This is a genomic window from Hoeflea sp. AS16 (genome assembly GCF_038900095.1).
In the GTDB taxonomy this organism is placed as follows: Bacteria; Pseudomonadota; Alphaproteobacteria; order Rhizobiales; family Rhizobiaceae; genus Hoeflea.
Genome location: NZ_JBBMQQ010000009.1, coordinates 61334 through 83049, shown reverse-complemented (window position 1 = coordinate 83049; position 21716 = coordinate 61334). Strand labels below are relative to the sequence as shown.

Here is a 21716-nt window from a genome sequence, read left to right as displayed (position 1 = left end):
CAATGGCCGGTTGTGGGGTGGGTGTCGTGATTGCAATTCACGGTGGCATTGTTGCGCGTTTCGGTGGTAGTCTGGCAGGCTTCAGGCGAGGCGTGCATGATGCAGGCAAAACGCGAAGGATTTGAGCGCGAACCAGTCGGTGCGTTCGGGGCCGTGAAACCGGCTGCCGGGCCGCACGCAGATCCTGTCGCGCCGGTGGTTCTGCGACAAGCCAAACGCCTGAGCACACCGCCGCTTGTCCGGCACGAGGAAAGCTCCGCAACCCGTCTGCGCAAGGGCTTCGCGGCGGCTGTTTCAGCGGAAAAGGACCATGGCCTGGCCTTCCTGTTCCTTCCCGTCGCAATGGGCGCCGGTGCAGGTCTTTTCTACATGACGCCCACCGATCCCGCACTGGTATTTGTCGCTGCGGGTCTGATGGTAGCGCTGCTTGTCGCGGGTCTGAGCCGGGAGCGCCATATCACCTCCGCCCGATGCGCCGGTTACCTTGCGGCCTTGTTCGCCGGTGCTCTCGCCTCCGGCATCGAGGTGCACAATGGCGCGCTTTTGCTTGATTCAGACGTGACGACAACGATTACCGGCACGGTTCAGGCACGCGAATTCGATCCCGATGGCAGGGTCAGGTACCTTGTCAGGCTTGCATCCACCGCCGATCCGCAGATCCGGCGCCCGCCCTTGCGCGTCCGGCTCTCGGCCCGGAGCAGCCACATGGTGCTGCCGGTCGGGGCGAAGATTTCTGGGCGCGCGCGATTGTCCGCGCCCTCCGGTCCGGTCATGCCGGGCGGCTATGACTTTGCCTTCCGCGCCTTTGTCGACCGCATCGGCGCACAAGGCTATTTCTATCGCGCGCCAGTCGAGGCAACAGTGTCATCGAGCCGGGCGGAGACCGCGGCGGGTTGGATCCAGTCGTTCGGATTGGGGCTGAGGAGCATGAGGGAAGATGTGTCCGCCAGGATCCGCGAGGTCTTGCCGGGAGACCCCGGCGGCATCGCCGCAGCCCTCGCAGTCTCTGACCGGCGCGGCATCAGCAAGCCGGTGGTCGAGGCCTTGCGCGCAACCGGGCTTGCCCACATCCTGGCGATCTCGGGACTGCACATGGCGCTTGCCGCCGGGACGCTCTACATCGGCATCCGCAAGGGGCTCGCGGTCTTCCCGGCTCTCGTGGAAGCCTGGCCGGTCAAGAAAATCGCAGCCGTCGGCGCGATGTTGACCGCCACCGCCTATCTGCTGATCTCCGGTGGCAGCGTTTCCACCCAGCGCGCCTGGGTGATGCTCACCATAATGCTGGTCGCGGTGCTGGCAGACCGGCCTGCCTTGACCATGCGCAATGTCGCGCTGGCGGCAATGGTGATTATCCTGATCTCGCCCTCCGCGGTTGTCGGCCCAGGCTTCCAGATGTCCTTTGCCGCCACCGCTGCATTGATTTCGGCCTATGCCGCGATTGCCCTTCGCGCCCGGCACAGATCCGCAGCACCGGGCAGCAGTGCCTCCGGATCAGCACCGCGCCGCTGGCTCGCATTTGCGGCAAAGGCCTTGCTTGGTCTGGCTGTCACGTCGCTCGTTGCCGGTCTCTCCACCGGGTTGTTTTCCGCCCATCACTTCCACCGGGTCGCAGGCAACGGACTTCTGGCCAACCTGCTGGCCATGCCGCTGGTAACATTTGTTGTCATGCCCGCCGGACTTCTGGCAATGCTGCTCATGCCATTCGGCCTGGATGCCTGCCCGCTGAAAATCATGGGGCAGGGGCTTGAGGGCGTCATTGCCGCGGCAAATTATGTCCACGGCCTCGGCGGAGATTTCAGTGTCGGGCAAATACCGCTGACGGCCACCCTGATCGCCGGGACCGGCTTCGTAATTCTGGTGTTCCTGAGAAGCCGGTTGCGTCTTGCCGGGCTGGCGCTGATCGCTGTCGGTCTGATGTTCACCCTGCCGCCGATGGCTGGTCCAAGGCCGGACATTCTGATCAGCGAAACCGGTCATCTGGTGGGATTGTCCAGCCCGTCGGGACTGGCAAGCAACGCCGCGCGGCCCAACAGCTTCGTGTTCGGCCAATGGCAGACGGCCATGCGTGGTGCGCCGCATCTTCCACCTGTTGCCGAGCCAAACATGAAATCCGGTTCAGATCCTGACGCAGCCACGGAGCCGGTCGCCGCCATCCTCGAACGCTTGCTTGCAGCCGCCACGCTGCGGCCGTCACGTTTTCAGTGCGCCGGCCGGGGCACCTGCGTGGCGATCCATGCCGGGGCTGCGATTGTCGCGACCGATCAGGCAGCACTGATTGGTGCAGCGTGTGACCAGGCAGATCTGGTGGTTGTCGCGATCCCGGTCTACATGATTTCCTGTCGTTCAGGCGCCATGCTCATCACATCGCGCAGTCTGCGCCGCTCGGGTTCACTGGCGATTACCGTCAGCCGGGAGGCGCAATCTGCTGCCGGGGGACAGGATGGATATCAAAAGACAAAGGCGAGCCCCCGATTCAAGGTCAACGCCGCACTGCAAGGCGTCATCCGGCCGTGGACGGTCCAGCGCTATTATGAGTGGCGAACCGGAAAGTTCGATCTGCCCGGCTGAGCATTGAGCGTTCGCCGGACGTGGCGTCTGGTCAGTGGTAACGCCGGATCAGGCCGACAAGCTTGCCCTGCACCTTGACCCTGTCAGGCCCGAAAATCCGGGTTTCGTAAGCCGGGTTTGCGGCTTCAAGCGCAATCGACGCGCCCTTGCGGCGAAACCGCTTCAGCGTCGCTTCCTCGTCATCGACCAGCGCCACGATGATGTCGCCGGGGCTCGCCGTCGACATGTTGCGGATCACCACCGTATCGCCATCGAAGATGCCGGCGTCGATCATCGAATCGCCCTTGACCTCAAGCGCGTAATGGTCGCCGGGACCGATCATTTCTGCAGGCACGGTGATGTTGTGGGTGATGTTCTGGATCGCCGAGATCGGCACGCCGGCGGCAATCCGGCCCATCATAGGCACTTCGGCCACCTGCGACGGTTCGTCGTTTGCAGGCGTGGCGCGGCGCACGGGTTCAGGCTGCTTGCCTAGGCTGCCTTCGATGACGCTGGGCGAAAATCCGCGGCGCGGCTGCAGCGAGGCCTGGTAGCTGTCAGGCAGCTTGATCACTTCAAGCGCCCGTGCGCGGTTGGGCAGGCGGCGAATGAAGCCGCGTTCCTCGAGCGCCATGATCAGCCGGTGAATGCCGGATTTGGACGCCAGGTCGAGCGCATCTTTCATCTCGTCAAACGAAGGCGGTATTCCGCTTTCCTTCATCCGTTCATTGATGAAGAGGAGAAGTTCGTGCTGTTTGCGCGTCAACATTGGCAAATTACCCCGGTGGCCGGCCCGATGGTCGGAATGAAACAAAACCAGAACTCAGGTATCATGTTCCATATGTGTTCCGCAAGGGGTAAAGAAACAATGAAAGAACATCGGGGGTGCGAACCGTAAACGGGAACAGAACACGCAACGGGGTGATGGTTGCGCCAACGAATTCCGGATAATGGATTGTTTTCATTGGCAAACCGACGCGTTTCTACGCCAATTTGCCAGGGCCGGTTTGTGCTGCGTGATCACACAGGGCAGTCAGTTCGGACAACCCGGAGATCCTGTCTCCGGGAAGCGTGTAACCATTACGGCATGGCCTGCCGGTCAACGATTCGCAAGGAACTGACATCGTCTCAAACATCCTGCGAACCTGCAAAGTTACAAAGTTCTAGGTGCCAGTTGGTTACTGCGCGTCGGTAATGCGGAACATCGTAGCGAACCATTGCCGGATTTCCGCACCCATGTCACCGCAGCAACGAGCGGCGGTGTGAGACCATACCTTTGCCGGCTTCAGTGGATCTCCGAGATTGACCGGCTCGCAGATCATGAAGGCGTGCGATGGTCGGATGAGGTTGTTGAGGAAACCAATGTCACCGATTATTGCGTCTGAAATACCCAATTCCTGAACATTGTCGTAGTCTGTAGCCAGCGCCGTCAAAGCGGCGACGAGATCGGTATTGCGCATCGCCAATCCCGCCGGGCAGTCTGTTGTACTGCCATCGCCGGGTTTGATGGCGATGCCTCCGGCACTCAGGCAGTGGGCGATGAAATGTGCGCAATCCGTCTTGCCGGGTTGGTCATAGTAGGCACCGCAGGTGTTTGCCGTCTGGCCGCAATAGTCCTTCGCATAGGTTATCGCCTTCCAGTTGCTGAATTTCACCTTCCTGGGCGCGAGCGGTACAATTTCGGCCATCGGCTGTACATAATTTTCAGGCTCGATCCCCATCTGCTTCAGATATTCGGTCTCGAGTTTGGTCATGGCTGTCTCCTCGTATTGGCAGCGGCAGATAGAAGGTGGATCAGTTCATTCGTCGGGTAGTCAGCGGCATGGCGGGCGAGACGGACACGATTCTGGCCTGCGCTTCGGTCAGTCCTGCAAGTCGGTCCGCTCCCGTGGCTTCGCGGACATTTCCCGTGGCCGTTATCGTGTCGCTGTCACTGAAAAGCCAGGTGAGGGGATTGGGTTCCATCGCCTCCCCATTGCCGGCGCCGCTGTCCGTCCAGGCCTTGTGTGACAGATCACACCAGAATTCGGTGACGGGGGCTGCCGCCTGAACCCCGGCGATCTGCAGCGACAGGAATGAGCCGCCCGGCACGGGTGTTTTTTCGGTTCCCGCGTCCGTGCGCCTTCCATCAACAGCAATCAGGGTCTTAGCTATGGCGAGCTTGCTGTCGTCCGGTGCACCAGCATCGTGCGACAGCAGTAATTCAAACTGGCAGTACGGGCCATCTGCGCAGGGCAGATCGAATTCGCAGGCGTCGTCCTCCTTGGTGGCGGCTTCTAGACGAAACCGGATATTCGCAATCCCCTTCGTCGTGACCGGGAAGCGCCCTGTCAGCAACATTCCTTTCCAGGGGATTTGCGAACCTTCGGCTGGTCCCGTCAGGATCGATTTCAGATCGAGGTCGTAGGCGCCGAACTGCTCGTCGAGCGGTGATGCCAGGCCATAGGCCAGCGGCCGCGCCGGTGACTCGAGTTCGATCAGATGGATCTGTGGCTCCAGCAGATCGCCTGTCTTGAAGGGCAGCACAAGGTCCGCGCCGTCCGCCCTCATGATCGAGTGGAAGATTCGCGCCGGCTTGCCCAGCGCATGGTCGCGCTCCGTCACGATCACCGCCATATGCCTGTGAACGTGCTGGGCGAATGGCGAGGCCTGGACCGAGGGGCGGAGCCACACCGGCTGACCTGCATGGTCTTGGAAACGGAGAATGTTGTCGTCACCGCTCGCTTCACTAGTTGCAATGATATTCGCGAAGACGGCGGGTTCCGACACGGGCAGCGAGCCGTCGGAGGGTGAACGAAGAATTGATGCCACGTCGAAATTGCGTGCCGAACGCGTCCATTCGGCGAAGGTCGGCCGTGATGCCACGCAGTGGCGGATCGAACGTGCCCCCTCGACGACAAACGGGTTCTCCACACCGGTCGCGGGCGCCATTTCGCCTTCCGCGTCGGCGGGGATACTCCATTCCATTGTTGCAAGCAGGAGAGGTTGGTTGCCGCTGCCCTGCACACTTGTGCCGGCCGCATGTCTCCGAACACCGAGCACTGCCAGCAGATAGCGTTCCGGGGCAATCGGAGCATGCAGCAGCACCAGCGCCTCGAATTGGTCATTGACCTTGGCCAATTGGATGCGTTCCTCAGCCTCAGCCTTGATCTCGACCCGTTGCAGAAGGTGGCGCGCGATGTCCACTTTCCAGTGATTACCCTCGTACCCGACGGCAATGGCGGTTTCCTCTCCGATCCTTATTCCACCAGGCTTGGAAAATTCGATCCATGCCGTCTGTCTGCGAAGATCCACGGGCGTGCTTCCATTGGCATGAAAGGTCCAGCCTGGATGAAGGTAACGCAGGCTTTTCACGCCGAGGAAACTCTCCTCGAAGTCGAGCGGAGAAAGCGGGTTTTCGCCAAAGTCCTCGGCAAGCAGCATGAACGCGGTGTTCGCATAACGCGGATCCGTGGCCCTGGGTTCGTATGTGAGGCCAATCGGCCCTTCCACCTGCATGGCCACGCCCGTGGCCGGATCGAGATTGGGTGGACCTGCTTTGAAAGTCGATTGTCTCAGGCGTGGGTCCGGGCCGATTTCCTTGCGGGCGTCGCGGATCTGTACTCTGCCTTCTCCGTCGTCTTCGCCTGGAACTTTGGCGATTTCGAACCCCAGGCTCGTCTGCAGGCCGTAAACAATCCTGTCGGCGAGGCCGCCAACAGCATGGGGCGGCTCCTGCAGCACGGCCAGGATCGGTGGGGCGGCGGGTGTCGGCTCGGCATTGTCGGCGGGCGCTTTGGTCAACGGGAGCAAGGCACGCTGCTGCGGCCGCGTCGGTTCGATCCTGCCTGCATCCGCGAGGATTACCACGCGCTTGAGCCACGGATCGCCGGCCTCCCGTTGAACCGGGAGCCTGGCGTCACCGGGTTGCCTATAGGCGCCTTCGTAGCGCGAGCGCAACGTGAACCTGTGGCGGAACCATGTGGCCGTCGGCTCGTCCCACTGCACTGTCTTGAGCAGTGTTTTTTCCGGCAATGGCTCCAGCCGGACCGGGGGAGCACGCTCGTCGATGTCGTCACGCTGATGGAAAGCCTCTTTCTCGAAAAGCAGCAGGTCATCGTTGGGTTTTGCCTTTTCGGGATCGTCCGATGGTCGAAGGCTCAGATCGGCAATCGGCGTGCGGGTTCCCGCACCGCAATCCGGGTTTGTCGCTTGAGCAATTTGCAGCGGATTGATCCAGGAATAGATCGGTTTTCCGGTCGTCACCCAGCGTTGCGTTCCCACATCGATACGACCGACGATGCGCCAGGGGGCATCGGCGACAGGTTTTGACGGTACCTCTGCATAAAGCCCATAGGAACGCGCGTGGCTGAAGCTGTTGGCCGCGTCGGCATTGGGAAGCCCCGGAACGACCCTTATGCGTGCCTCGGCTTCTGCAATGAGGTCGGCCTTTCTGTCGTCAAAGACCGGGCTCATCGTTTCAAGTGTCAGGCTGTTTCCCTCATACAGAAAATACCGGGTTTCCCCACTCTGGTATTGCCCCACCGCGATCTGGCTGAGGCCCGCGTGCAGCGGGGCTGCTCCAAAACGTCCTTCGTCCATCAAGGCCGAATCGACAGCTGGCCGTACCCGGAGCAACGCCAAGGTTCCCTCTGGCACTGCAACCAGCACCTCACCAGTCATGTTGTCGTGCGTTATTTCGAAAGACGACCCAGTACCCGCAATCTTCACGTGAGCGTTAAAATGGGCGTCCAGAGCCTCAAGCATTTTCACCGAGTTGTCGACAGCATCTTCGCCCAGTGGCACAGGTTTGACGGTGCCGAGTTCCGGGGAAGGGACGAACACCGATTTTGGGCTTTTGAATTCATGGCCGAGGCTGTCGAGTGGCAAAAGTTCGAAAAGCAGGCCGCTGACCGCGAGGTCGGGCAGGCGGTCAAGAAGCGTGGCGATCTTTTCGTCAAAGACAGTGACAATGCGCGCGGTCCGTAATTTGTCAATGAACGGGTCCAGCGCTTCGTTGTCTGCGAACCCGGCGATAGCTGCCAGATCCGGATTGGCAAGCCAACGCTCGACGTCTTCGATACCCATCCGCGGATGGCTGACCCGCAGTTCCGCAGCCGTGCCGAACGAGCTGTCAAAGACACCATTTTTCCTGGCGAGCAGGAGCAGCGGCGGTTGGGCGAAAACCGGGGGCTCGGCCACTTGGCCAGATGAAACGACCGGTGGCTCGAAAGACAGGCTGCCCGCGTCGATCTCGAGCCTGAGCCAGTACAAGCGCGCTTCATCGACCGGCATTTCCATGGCAGCAGCGGTGTTGCCGTCCCACCGGACAGTCAATTGAACCGTGTTGGCCTTGCGCCTGGTAAATTCGATCTGCAGCGATCTGTAGCCTTTCGGGATCGACACCTCCACGGACGCTGTGCCTGGCCCTCCAACGGTGCTTTCAGGGCCGGCCTTGGGGTCAGAGAGGACGCTGATCGTCAGGGTCTTGGCGGCAACTCCATTTATATTCGCAACCGTTATCCCGATCGGCTCGCCATAATTGCCTGTTTCGTTGTCTTCGCTGTCCGTCTTGGTTGTGCCTGTGGCTGCTTTCTCTCCATGCGCCAGACGCAATGCGCCTTCGCCCGATGATTGCCGGAACAGATCCCGGACTTCGTGCTGAGACAGCGCAAGGCGGGGATAGTCCGCTGCCAGCGGCGCGACGTTTTCGAAAGTGGCGCCGATCCTCAAAGCATCGCCGGCGTTCTCGTCAGCCTGGAATTCGGTCCTGCCGATGGCTGTTCGCCGGTTGTAGGCAATATTGATTGGTGTGAGCCCCGGGACAACGCCATCGGGAAAGGTACTTGATAGCTCGATCCGCCATGGCTCGCTCGCAGATGACTGCAAGGCGAGTGGCAGCGTTCCGTCCACAGCGATCGCGAATTCGATCAGCTCATAGGATACCCCGTAGGCCAGCGGCGGCGAACCTGCCCAGTCCGGCGATGTTGACGGGTCGTAGTCGAAACTGTCGAGTCTGTAGACCGGCGCGTAGGCGTCGGCTACCGCCGCATCGGCTCCTTGTGGCTTGGTTTCGTCGAATATGCGGGATGCGAAGGGTCTGCCTTCATAGCCGATGAATGCCTTGGATATACCGTTGTTGACGATTGGTTTCATCGCGCCGAGATAGGGCAGGGAATCCAGCTTGGGGTAGGGATCAGGTCCGGGGGCGTAGACGCTCAGCCCGCAGACATTCGGGGTCCGCCAGGGTTCGCCCGGCGCGCGCAACAGCGCGCAAATGCCGCCGTAGCTGTGATTGAATGCAGTCGCATCGTCCGGATTGGCCGTTTTGGCTATCTGGATCGGCAAGGGGCGCGGCTGTAGGTCGGGCCGGAAGCGGGCCTCCGACAGGATCTCGTCCATTTCCCTCTCGGAGCCCTCGACCAGTGCTTCCCGCAGATACGGACGCAAACCGTTTGGCAGATGCCGGAGCGATGCTGCCAGGTGTGCAAAGGCTTCGCCGGAAGAAACAGGTGCAGGCGCCCCGGGCGCAGCAGGAGGCGGGCCCCAGCGTCGCTCGATAAAGCCATTGGCCCGGATGACGTCCGCAAGCGCCTGCCGCGCGCCGATACCTTCCCCGGCCGGTCCCAGTGATGCCGCCCAGGCAAACAGGTGGTTGTTGCTGCGCCGGATCGCCTCGAACCCGTTGAACGGCCCGTTGAGGAAGGCGGTGAAATCCGCCCAGGCCCTGTTCATTACTGTTTCGCCGGTTTTCTGCTGATCCGGCGTCAACCCGGCTGGCAGCAGCGACGACAGACTTTTGAGAGCACCGCCGTTACCGGTACCGGCAATCAGGCGGAGCGCGGCCTTTTCGGCGCCGGATTCGGTGCTCAACGCCAGAGCAAGGTCCTGCAACGCCTCCTCGAGCGCGGCAGCGATGCCCGGGTGTGCAGGGGCAGCCTTTAACAATTCCTTCTCGATTTCGGCCATCGCGGCAATCTTGTCGGCTTCAGTTCTGCTGTGAAGGGCGATGAGCCGTGAAAGAATCCCCGGTGCATTCTCAAGATCGAGAACGCGGCGCAACTCGGCAACAAGTTCCGTCTCATTTGCCGGCCCGCACAGCGGATTGGTGGCAATGGATTCTCTAAGTTTTTCCAGAATCTTGTCGCCATCGATGGTTGCGAGGCTGGCTTGAAGCGGCTCGCCATCCGGCAGCTCTTCCGACGCCTTCGCGCATGCCGTGAGCACTGCGTCGACAAGGTGTTCTAGCAGGTTTCCTTCTGCCGGTTCTTCACTTGTCGACAGGCCGGGCATTTGCAGTGTCAGCACGATCGGATCAAGCGCCGAAACACAGCCGGCAACCGCGATGTCGACGAGATCGAGCGCCACCTGGTCCGGCACCGGCGGTGCCGCCGGGTCGGCGTCAAGCCTGCCGATCCTCTTGAACACCTCGGGCTGTTGCAGCTTCGGCAGGGACCAGAAAAGCCCGTGGCACCGTTCCTCGAAACGTTGCAGCAGCGCCTGCGCTTCCGGTCCGCTTTGGGGCAGCGGGACGAAACCATCCTTGTCGACGATCGACCTCGGCGAAAGCGCTGGCTCGGGACCTGTCCAGATGTTGACAGTGTAATGGACCTCTTCCATCCCGTTCGGATAGGCAAGGCTGACAAGTTCCTCGCCGCCTTCCGCACGGTAGCCAAAGGCGGTGATCTCCATGGCATCCGTTGGCGGCGCCTCGTCAAAGACGAGCAGCAGCCATGCACGCGGGTTTGCAACACCGTCTGCCGCCTCGGTTGCCGGATAGACGCGCCGGCGCAGGCCGGAGATCTCCGCAACCGGCGCCATGGATTGGCGAAGTCCCGAAAGCGCATGACTTGCCTTGAGGCTGGTCGCATTGACTGCACCGACAACGCTCATCTCCGGGGTCTGCCAGAAGCTGTTCTCCTGCCCTTCATTGCGCGTGTCGAGCCAGCCCAGGATCCGGGCGGGATCGAGGGTCGCTTGTCCTTCAACCGGGCTTTCCGTGGTCTCGATAGGCCGCGCCTGAAGTGTGCGGGGCTCTCCGGCTTCAAGCGCCGCAATGACTGCCGCATCCAGTTCAATTTCGAAGAAACCGTAATGGAAAGCACTCTGGCGTTCGAGAAATCGCTCGTAGGCATCCCGCCCGGCATCTTTCTCACCTTGCCATTCGAAGCTCAGGAAGGCGGAGAACGTGCCGTTCGGCTGCGCATCAAACCCTGCGGGCTGACGGCTGACGGTGCAAAGGAAATGCTGATCGTGTCCCATGGCGAAACCTCATTTGAATGCGGCGGTCGCATTTTTGAGTTTGTTGACCTTGTTCTGAATGTCGTCGGAGGCCGTCAGGTCGGTTCTTGTCCTGGTCACGGTTTCGGATCGTCCGCCCCGCAGCTTGTATTGAACCTCGGTGCGGACATTGATCTTGAAGAACCGCGAAATGCGGATTGTCAGCACGAGCCGTCCGCTGGCATCGATCTGGCCGCTGTCGCGGTAGGTCAGGTCGAGCATCAGGCCGATATAGACACTGACGATTCCGCAAACGTCGACATTGCCGGCGACGACCAGTGACAGGCCGACAGAGAGGCTGCTGCTGTTGTCGTTGCCGATGAGCTTGCGGTACGAAAGCACCACGCTGAGCGCGATGAAGACCGACCCTGACACGGGACCGAAGGCAAAGCCGATTGCCGCCGACGCGCCGGCGCCCGCGGACACCAGAACCATGAGCTGTGCATCGAACGGACGGTATTCGGTGTCCACCTGCACATAGCCCGTGCCGCCCAGAATGAAGAACGAGAAGATGAAGGGCAGTTCCTGCTTGGACAGGTTGAAGCGGTTGGCGATCAGGAAATCCGGATAGGCAATCAGCCGGAAGCGGTTCGATATCTGGATGTTGCTGATGCCCGATGTCGCGTAGTTCAGGCTGATCGTTGGCATCGAGAATTCGTTCTCGAAGCCGATCGGAATACCGCGGTCCTTGATGATGTTGAGCGCCCCGACGCGGTCCGGGAAGATGGTTCCGAGCGTATCCTGTACAAACTGGAGCACATCGTTGAGCTTGATGTTGGCGGGATCGAAGTCGACATCGATGCCGTCTTCCTTCGTGTAGTGAATGGTGAGCTTTTCAAAACCCGCCATTTTCTGGCCGGAAACGATGGCTTCAAGGTTTGTGCTCAGCGTTGCATGGCCGCTCTGGCTGACTTTTTCCGTCTCGGCGGCAGCTTCCAGCCGAACGACCCCTTTGAGCCGGCTGTCAACGAAATCCATCCGGAAAGGCCCGGCTGAAAAGAGTTTCGCGCGCTCGGGAAGATTGACGTTGACGTCGATCTGCACCCAGGCCCGTTTGGTCTTCGCATCGAAGTCATGGGCAATCCTGATCGCATCGCGAAGCGCCCCCGGTGCCTTCAGCCCTGGAAACAGTTTTGACAGGTTGATGCCGCCGAAATCGGGGATCAGCCGGTTGAGATCCATTTTGGTGAGATCGCTCGGCAGCAGCGTCTCTCCAATGCGGTCGAAGGGGATGGTGAGGCCCATTGCCTTGAGTTCGTCGCCTAGTCTATCGAGATAGGCCTGGGCCGGAGTGTTGGCGATGATGTCCGACAGTGCGTCGAAATTCATTCGCATGCGATCGATGTTGGCGCGCAGCTGTCCGAGTTCCGGTGCGCTGGTCGCTGCGGAGTAAAGCCTGAGGACATTGTTCGGGAAGGCTGAAACGCCGCCATCGGTGACGTTGCCGAGCCCCTCGACGACCTTGTGCGAATAAGCTTCCGCCGCATCGACCGATTGCCCGAAATCATTGGCCAATGCCCGAACAGCCCGGTCCATCTTGCCAATCGCGGCAACGATTGCCTCTGCCTCGTTGAGGCCTGAAAGCTCTTGGACAAGAGCTTCCGCCTTATTCTTGAGGGCTACCTCTACATCCTGCAGCTGTCCGTAAATTTCATTGAGCGAACTGCTAAGCTCCGCACAGAGTTGCGCGATGGCATCTGCTCCCGGAAGTGTCTCCCCCTCAAGAGCGTCGAGGCGGTTTTCCGCTTCCTGCGCAAGGCTGCGGACAGCCGCGAGCGCAGTCTCCCGCGTCGTCTCGTCCGTAATTTCGACGGGAAACCGGGAGAAAACGGCATCGAGCGCGGGATCGACAACCATTGGCTCAAGGATATTTTTGACAATCGCGGATGGCGCCAGCATGTCTTGCAGGTCTTTTGCCGCCGCTGTCAGCTCTGCGGCAACCTCGTCGACGAAGGCCGCGGCTTTGGTTTCGATACCTGCCACATTCTCTATCACCTGCTGCGCGTTGCCGCGGACCAGTGCGACCAGACGGTCCGCCTGTTCGCCGGTACGGGCAAGGCTGGCAAGTTCGTCGGTCATCCACGACTTCGCCACACCAAGTGCGCCGGAAACTTCCGCCGCAAGGTCGCCAAGACCGTCAAAGAAATCATCATTCAGGTTGGCGAGTTCGTCGATCAGAGCCTGACCTTGACTGGCTGCACTGATCAGCGTGGTTGCAATGATGTTCGTCGCCTGCCTGAGCAATTGCGCGAGCGAGGCTGCATTTCCATCCGCTCTGGCTGCGAGGTTTTCAAATTCGGTCGAGGCCCCTTGCGCCAGGCTGCCGATGTTGTTCAGTGTTGACGAGAGCCGTTCCAGGATCGCCCTCTGTGTTGCACTCGGCGAATTCTGCAACAACGCGTCGATCTTGGTCTGCGCCTTGGCAATGGTGCCGTCTGTGGCCGTCAGGGCGTCGGTCTTTTCCTTGAGTTCGCTGGAGATTTCCCGGATACGGCTCGCCGTTTTCCAGATCTTTTCGTCAAAAAGCCCCTCCGTTGCAGCCAGACGGCCCAGTTCGCAGGAGAGAGCTGCTGCAAGCTTGGCCGAGAGGCCATTGAGTTCACCGGCAAACCTCTGGCGCGCTTCTGCGAGCGCGGCATTGACGTCGTCGCCGATGCCGCCGGTGAGTTCATCGAGTTTGCGCGCGAAACCGTCCAGCCTGTTGGCCGACCAGGGCTTTGCCCGGTCATAGCTCTTGTTGAGTTCGTCAAGGCGCCTGAGTGTCTTCTCAAGGCTCGTCTGGATATCCGCGTGCAGATCGGCAACGACCAGGCGCGCGGACTGAATGCCGCTGCCGAGCCGGCCGATGTCGGCACTCGCCCCGGAGAGCAACGGTGTCAGCGCTTTGCTGACCGCGGTTCCGATGTGTTCCCTGACGGCCTCCTTGTCCAGCGCCGGTGTCGAGATGATCCACGCTTCCGTCTCGGCCTGGATGCTCCTGATGTCGTCGAGCAGCATCAGCTTCTTGCGCCGCAGGGTGCCCGAAATGTCAGCCTTCAGCTTGTCGCAGGTCTTCTCTGTGGGGAGGCTGGATATATCAGGAAGCAGGGACGTTTCTTTCGCTCCGATAAGAGCTTTGATTTTTCCGGCAAGGTTCGTGATGTCAGCGGGAGGTGCTGCTGAGAAGGTGGTGAGTGCCGTCTGAAGCTGGTTTTTCGCATCAACAATACCTGTTCCGACAGCAACCGCATCCTTCAACGCTGACAGCTTTGCACCCACGGTATCGAAACCGGCCGGTGCGTCGGCATTCTCATGCCAATAGGGTAGGCGGGGGCGCTCGTTTTCTCCGGTTCCGAGCGCCCCCAAGGCTTGGGAGGCCTTATCTATGTTGATGTTATGCTTGGCGTCGATGTCCTGGGCAGGCACCGATCGCATGAAGGTGATGCTCTCCAGGTCGACGAAGATCGGCTTGCTCGCCCTGTTGGCGTTGATCTGCGTTCGCTGGCCCGAGGTCGCCAGCCGCCAAGTGAAGCGGCCATGACCGGCCGGAATGCGGCTCACACTGCGAACGCGCTTCCCTGGCTCGTCCGGTTGGGTGCGCTGGCCATAGACATCCCGGCCCGGATCGGGGAGCAGGGAATAATCGACGCCGGCGCGCGGAGGCCAGGAATCCGTCTTGTCGCCTCCGGTTTGGAAATCGGCGACAAAGAAGATGTTTTCCGGGTTCCGGCATTCCTGTGCGGTCGTGGCCTTTTCGGAATTGCCCTCCGCGCGCGTGACGAAAGCGACATCGGGCTGGGGATATACGCGCGGATTTTGCCGGGCGCTGTGGTGGTTCCACAAAGGGATGCGCCAGCCGTATTTTCCAAGATCCTCGCTCCAGGCGCTGTCGACATGAATGATGCGGGAGTTGAAACGCACGGCCTGCAGCGGCCCGACCGTTCGCGCCCCAACCTCGGGAAAGTCCGGATAGACCCGTTCCGGCTCGAGAATTTCGATATATTCGCTGACCTTGCGAAGAATCGGTCTGCGTGAGCGTTTTTCGCCCTCGGCGGGAAACTGTTCCGACGGGCTGACGGTGCGTTCATAAACGACCACGTGCTTGGCGCGGTGCCAGAAAACGCCGACCCGGCCGATAACCTCGACCTTCTGGCGCTGGACGAAGCCGGCCCGGGTTTCCGAGATGATCGAGACCTGCCGCTTGAGGAACTTGGCCGCCTGGTCGGCGTCACCGCCCATCGGCGAAAGTGCAATCCGCTCGATGGCACCGCCGTCCGATTGCGGGGTCTTGGCCAGGTAGTGCGCGAGATTGGCGGATTCGACAGCCCAGAGCGCGCCTCCGCTCAGGCCCCTTGGATGATAGCGCAACTGTGGCGATGGAGCATCCTGTGTGGCGTCGATCCCGTCGCTTGTCGGGTGCCTGTGCAAGGCGGTGTGGCGCAACGCGAAATCCACGCCGTCGGCGAAACGGGCATAGGGAAACGCCAGCAGGTTCTCGCTGTCGGTCTGCCAAACCTCAAGCCTTTCCGGCCTTTGACGATAGGCTTCCGAGAGCCCGGCCCAGCGCTTGTCCATAGGTCCCTGAAAGGTTGTGTCACCCAGGTCGGGATGTGGCAGTTCGCCGACAACCGCGTCGATTTCCGACACCCGCACCCGGCTGACATTGTCGGAAGCATCAATGCCGACCGACATTCCGTACAGGAACTCCCCGCGAAAGCCCTTCAGGGCCACTCCGGCGCCGCCGATCTGCCGGGATCGGAACAGATCGTGGTCCGCCCACGGCGCCGGAATGAGTTTGTTGTCAAGATCATCAGGGTCGATCCAGAGCCGGGTCGAAGGCCCCAGCCGGGATTCAACGGCATAGCGCCTGACCCCGCCGTCACCCGCAGGCACGGGACCGGGGGCCTGATCAATTGGCCCGCGGTCCTGGATCTCCAGCCGCCTGGGCTTGTCCGCGCTGTCGCCGGTCACCATGGGAGGCAGGACGTAGGAATAGGGGGCCTCCGGTGCGGTGAATGTCCATTGCCGTGTCTCACTGTCATAGTCCGCAATGGTGGCGCTGCCCGCATTGGCTTCGGAGCCGAGCCGGCGCATCGAGAATTGCTTGACCGTCCATGGTTCCCGGCCGAGCAGGACGAAATCCTGCGAGCCGCCGATCTCTGTCGCGAAACCGAGGCTTGCGTGAAGCCGCCGGTTGGTGTCGTCGCTCACGGTTTCCTGCACGTCGAGCAGAAAGTCGCCGTCGCTGGAACTGCCCTGAGTGCCAAGCGGAATGAGCAGCGGCGGAATCCGGTCTGTCCGGTCACCCGGGCTCACCGATGTTGCCACTGGCCGCACTGCATCGACAGCGATTTGAAGCCGGAGCTCGATCGCCATGGCACCGTTGATTTCATACCGGCTCGCCCTCGAGCCGTTGGATGTCTCCACGCTGCTGTCTGCCAGCGCCTGCCGGGGATACAGCCGAAGCCAGTTGCTTGATGTTGGCCAGGCTGCTTTCCGATCATTGGTATCGTTCTGCTTGATGATGTTTTCGCGCAAAAGCGGTTTGTCCGCGGAGCGCTCCAGGGCAAGGCTGCCGAGGCGCCCCGACAGCTTTGGTCTGCTCTTGCTGGCGTTCTCCTTTTCGGAAATCTTGAAGAAGGCAAAAGAGCCATCCTTCGCATCAGCATAGACCTGCGTGTCGAAGTCGAATTCGAAGTGATGGTGGTCGTAGGGGTTTTTCAGATCCGGCTGCCAGGGCGCCTGAAATCCGGGGAAGTAGGTCCGGAAAAGAGGTCTGGACTGGATGTCCTTTGCCAACAGCAGTGGCGCCAGCGAGAGGCGAAGCCGCTGCGCTTGATCGGCCATGCTGCTCGTCGACGGGTTTCGTTCTCCCCACAGCACTGTGCCGTGTTCGGGATTTCTCTTTGCATTGGCGCTGCGAACCAGTGTCACAAGCACCTTGCCGCCTTTTTCAACCGAGAGTTCGGGAAGGAAGCTGACCGGCTGTTCATCCCGGACCGTTTGCAGTGCCAGGCGCGCCTGGTGCATGGAGACGATTGCATTGTGCAAGGCCCTTTCGAACCAGCTGCCGTCGGCTGCTGTTTCCTTGAATTTGCGCGGCGTGCCTGTGCCTGCGGATATCCTGACGGTTTCAGTCCAGAGCCAGTGGATATTGAGGGAGACATCACCGGGGGAGCGCATGTTTTGGGCGATATCCTCGTCGGAGATCGCTGACGCGAGTTCGATATCGGCCATCAGGGTGGTGTTGGCCGGAAAGGTGAAGTCGCTTACACCTTCGCGCGGCAGGTCAAGGCGCAGACCATTGGCACGAAATGCAATGCGGCGGACCGTGACGAGGTTGCCGTTTTGCTGTCCAAAGCGAAGGCTTCTCGTGGTCTCGTTGCCGCCAGCCGTCTCTGACGTCGACTTCTTGTCAGTGACAATTGCCCCGCACGCCTCGATCAAGGCCTCCAGATCCGGCTTGCCTCCGCCCCAGAACCGTGCCGCGGCGGTACTGACATAACCCTCGGCCAGGTTGGAGACGCCATCCGCGAGATTGAACCTGCCGAACCGGTTATGGAGGGCTGGAAGGGAGTATATCTCGTCGTCGCCATCCACGGCGAGGATGGAAAGTGCACCGCAGTCGTCGAGGCTTTTGACTTCAGGTTTGAATATACCGGCGAAGCGGGCTGCGGCGGCCGAATTCAGCGAGCCGTCCGGTGCCAGCGGGGCAGGCAGATTGAGCGAGATCCTGAAGTTGAAATTGAAGCTGTGCTGGTTCTGGCGCTGTCCGAAGATAATTCCCGAGTGCCTGCCGCCAAATGGCACTTCCGGCACCAGTGGCCAGCGCAGTGTGGGCTTGGGATAGGGGCCGGCGGTGTAGTCGGGCAAATCGTCGAACTGGTCGAAGATCGTGCCGCCAAAGAATGACAGTCTCGGTTTGGAATGGATTTCCGCAGACGGAACCGATGGCGGTTTATTCAGCCACAGGGTGAAATCGCCGCCCTGGACGATCTCCGCGAGGTCCTCGTCATCGGTATGAGGCAGCGATCTGACCGCTTGCAAATCTGCGATAGGCTGGGTCCGCTTGATCCATTCGCCGCGTTGCCCGGCGCCATCGGGCGCGGCAAGCCAGCGCATCAATGCATGGTATGGCTCGCCTTCGCCCGCCTGATGATAGTGGATCTCGACGCAGCCGTCGCGCAGTTCCTCACTTGGCTGATCAACCGTGCGGTTCAGCGGCGGCCAGTGAAACTGGCCGAACATGCGAAATGACAGAACGGTGGTGCTCATGTCTCTGCTCCGATGTTCTGGTCGGCCGCAGCGGCGCCGACCGCGCCTGCAGGCTGTGCCGGCTCAGGCTTTCCGGGTGTGAATTTGCCGATCAGGTATGTCGCATTGGCAAGCCCCGCGAGCGTCAGGAAGTTGGTCCCTGGCGAAGGCATCGCCTCGAAAATCCGCGCACCGCTGGACGCGCTGTCGAGCAGGACACTTGGCCCGAGAAGCTGAAACGACGAAACAAGGGCGCTGGAATAGGCCATCAGCAGCAGGACGGAGAACAGCACGTTCTGTACCCGGGTGAGGTCGATCCGGCCCTTTGTCTCGATGTCTTCACCGAGGAACAGGTCGAACAGCGATGCCTTCTGCGCCGTGTCGTTGCGCTCCGAGGCTGCCAGGCCGATTTGCGCCCCGCCAATCATGCCTTTCGCGGAATAGGCGGCATCGAGCGGACGCGCATCGCTTATCATCGTCGTTGTCATCGGAACGGCTGCCGCAAGGCCCATCAATGCGAAAATGGTCCAGTCGATGTCCGGAAATATCTCGTTTCCCGTGTCGAGGGCGGCAGTACTCCATGCCATCGCTCCGACATTGAAAAGCGCCATGACAGCGTATCCGGAGATAATGATCGTGCTCCAGAGAACCGCTTGCGTTTGCGAAAGCGAGAGCCGGTGGTTTTGATTGACGACGATCCCCCAGATGCTGCCGGTCACCCCGTAGCCGACAGCAGCGAAGAGAGCGACAAGGCTTGCAAGCATGAGGAGATAGGGTGCTTGAAGAGCCCGCGGGGACGCAGCCACCAGACCGACAGCCCAGCCGTCAGTCCATCTCAGAACCCCTTTCATAACCTGTTTCCGCCCCGCCACCGTGTCTGACAAAGACTTGGTCCAGGCTTGGTTGCAGGCCGCTTCGTTGGCAGCGTGGGGATCGCTTTTCGCCCAGCACGAGGCGAGATCCTGCGGTTTTCCCTCAATATCCGCGGACACGGTTGTTTTGGATATGAAAGCATTTCTGGCTTCGCCAAGAATTGATCCGGTCAGGTAGGCCGAATAGAGACCGTAAGCGAAGAGCAGAATGCTCAGGGATACGATGATTGTTGGTACCCACCCAAGCTTGCCTTGCATGATAACCTCCCGACGACAAAATTCGTCATGAGGGTAGTGTGCTGCCGTTCATGCTTGCTGCGTGAGTGAAAAAAGCGTGAAAGTACTGGTGGGAAGAACTCTCGAATTGCCCTGCGGTCGCGGGGGAGCAGACAGAACAGCCCATGGCAAGCCGCACCTGAAAGTCCGGTGGACCAGGTTGCCTTGCCGGTGGCGAAGCCATCATCCTTGTGTACCGGCCGCGATCCCGCTGGCTAGATGATGGCCTTTAGTCCTGCATTCTGATCGTAGATCCGATTGATCGCCTTTTGATCGTCCCGATCGTTTGGACGAGGCAAGCGGACAAGCAGCTTGCCCACTCTCTCGTCGGAGTCGGGGCCGGCAAATCCCTGTTTCTTTGTCTTCTTCACCCCGTTCTTGATCGTCGATAGCAACGAAACATAGGTGTCAGCGGGATTTGTCAGCGTCGCCTTGAACTGTCCATAGCCAGGCGCCAAATTGACAAACGCCTGGCACAACTGCCGGGAAATGAGCGGAGCGGCGACCGAGGTTCCATTCATCGAGAACATGATCCCGCTTCGCGTGCCTGCCGCGACCACGCCCGGCAGCGCTGGTGAGCGCTCTGTCACGGCGGAAACGGTGACTTGTTTTCCGATCTGTTTGGGAAAGCCGGTTGCGTCATAGCGCAGGGCGCCGGCGCTGCTGTAGAGTGCAGCCATGCCCGTCAGTTCATTGAAGCCACCGGCAACCAGCGTGGCGTCTCCGGTTGCCATCCCGTTCAGGCTGCCGAAGCGGCGGACGAATGCCATTCCTCCTGATGAAACGGAATCGGTGACCATCGGGCCGCCCCACTTGTTGTAGGGGATGTTCAGCGGATCGAGGAAATAGCTTTGCACGGCGCCTGTATTGCCACTGCCATACTGGATATCGCGCTGAATGAAGCATTGAATTCCGCCCGCAACCTTGTCTGCGTGTCCTGCGTCGTCGGTAATGGACGGCAACGGGGTGCCGGATTTCTTGACCAGCTCGATAGTCCATTTTCCGGCCTTGGCCGGCTGGCGCACTTTCCGGTCGCCGTCGAACTCGGTCGGGGCCAGCGCAATCATGATCCGCCAGCGGTGGTTGCGGTATTTGTCGATGCTGAACTGGCCGAAGTCCCTGCTGTTCTCAGCCATCGGTTCGGTTTCGATATATCCAGGGCGCGCGCTGCTGTTCGCTTCCCCGGAAAGCAGCAAGTCGCGGTTCATGACCAGTTTGCCGTCCGGATCGGTGAGGGCGAAGGAGAAACCGGAAGGATCGACGCCCTCGGGCAGCCACATCTCCATGAAGCTGGACGTCCGGTCGCCCGGGGGAAGCAGCCAGGTCAGTTTCGCCGATCGCTTCTTGTCGAAATGCCGCTCCGTGAGAACGGCGTGGGTGCGGTCGAGAAAGATGTTGCCGGATGGCATGACCAGCGCCGTTGGTGCTCCCATCCTGCGGCGTGCGGCAATCATTTCCTGGATCGCCGCCTCGATGGCGGAGCTTCCGTCATGCGGGCCGCCGGTTGTACCGAAGCTGAAGTTGATCACCAGCGGAAGCGATGCCACGCCGTATTCCTCAGCGATCCGGTCCGCCCGGTCAAAGATATAGTGCATCGCGCTGAGCACGAACATGTCGGTTCCGAAGCCCGAAGTGTCCCAGACCGCGGAGGAGGGCAGTTCCACCGCAACGATGCGGACTTTCGTGTCGCTGTCCGCGGTCCATCGACCGGTTGCCGTGTCAAGAACATGGGCGCCATGTGCATGCATGCGCGACAGGCTCATGGGTGGCCGGCCAGGCTGTGAAAGCGCGCCTGCTTGGCGATAAACGGCGTCTTCGTCGCCTTTGTGATCTTCGACCAGTCTGTCGATGGCCTGCTTGGAAAATTCCCTTCCGAAAAGGATCGAGCCGTCATTGCGGGAAGGTGCGCCCTGTGACCAGCAATAGTCGACGCGGGTTCCGCTGCCGTCGGACGCACGGAAATTGGCGTGCGCGAAGGGAATTCCATCGTCGATGACGGCCATGATGACGGATGGCGCGGACAAGGATAGTTCCTTGGGACCACCGCTCGGCTGGTTCACCCCCGGATTGCGTTGGTCATCGACTGTGTCGTGAAAAAGCGGAAAAGTGACGCGGAAATACGGTCCGTCTCCGTCAGGTTGCCCTGCGCTGGACATTGAGTGCTGGAGCGTCTGCAGCGATGTCGCCTGATGCTCGACGGTAGGATTGCTCGGCGTTTGCTGCTCCTTGCCCTTGCCGGACGGCAGAAACAGGAACGGCACGAAACTCGGATTGAATTTTTCCGGCGAGCTGCCGCCGGTCCACAGTTGCGGTAGGACTGTGGGATAGTCTCGGGCTCCAACCTTGGCGACGATCTCCGTGGATGTTGCATCAAAACCGCCAGGCCATTCGGCGACGGCTGAAATCGCAGCCTCCTTGTCAAGCAGCAAGGCCGGCAAATCGAAATCCTTGCCATGCTTCAGCATCCAGCTTTCATAGGGTCCGCAGAAGTTTTCTGCACCCTCGTGGCGTCCTGCCTGGTCGGTCATT

The 21716-nt window shown here is 60.6% G+C and carries 7 protein-coding genes; 1 reads left to right on the top strand and 6 read right to left on the bottom strand.

The genetic code is table 11. The features are described from left to right. Positions 1 to 96: 96 nt before the first annotated feature. On the top strand, positions 97 to 2568 hold the full coding sequence (locus WNY80_RS18620) for a ComEC/Rec2 family competence protein (RefSeq protein WP_342888918.1): 2472 nt from the start codon (positions 97 to 99) through the stop codon (positions 2566 to 2568). 31 nt (positions 2569 to 2599) lie between these two features. Here WNY80_RS18620 and lexA read toward each other — a convergent pair whose 3' ends face one another. The 6 genes from lexA to WNY80_RS18590 all read right to left on the bottom strand — a co-directional run bounded on the left by lexA (position 2600) and on the right by WNY80_RS18590 (position 21715). Further along, entirely contained in the window at positions 2600 to 3316 is a 717-nt protein-coding gene (gene lexA, locus WNY80_RS18615) for a transcriptional repressor LexA (protein WP_342888917.1), read from the bottom strand. Positions 3317 to 3725: 409 nt separating this feature from the next. Further along, positions 3726 to 4301, bottom strand: coding sequence for an amidase domain-containing protein (locus tag WNY80_RS18610; protein ID WP_342888916.1), 576 nt, complete (start codon positions 4299 to 4301; stop codon positions 3726 to 3728). Between the two features lie 40 nt (positions 4302 to 4341). Next, positions 4342 to 10218 carry a hypothetical protein gene (locus WNY80_RS18605; protein WP_342888915.1) on the bottom strand — a complete coding sequence of 1959 codons (5877 nt, stop codon included), beginning with the start codon at positions 10216 to 10218 and terminating at the stop codon, positions 4342 to 4344. Between the two features lie 579 nt (positions 10219 to 10797). Beyond that, positions 10798 to 18060 carry a hypothetical protein gene (locus tag WNY80_RS18600; RefSeq protein ID WP_342888914.1) on the bottom strand — a complete coding sequence of 2421 codons (7263 nt, stop codon included), beginning with the start codon at positions 18058 to 18060 and terminating at the stop codon, positions 10798 to 10800. After that, positions 18057 to 18890: a hypothetical protein gene (locus WNY80_RS18595; RefSeq protein ID WP_342888913.1), complete on the bottom strand. Its 834-nt coding sequence runs from the start codon at positions 18888 to 18890 to the stop codon at positions 18057 to 18059. Before WNY80_RS18595 ends, WNY80_RS18600 begins: the two co-directional genes overlap by 4 nt. A 512-nt stretch (positions 18891 to 19402) precedes the next feature. After that, entirely contained in the window at positions 19403 to 21715 is a 2313-nt protein-coding gene (locus WNY80_RS18590; protein WP_342888912.1) for a hypothetical protein, read from the bottom strand. Between the last annotated feature and the right edge of the window lies 1 nt (position 21716).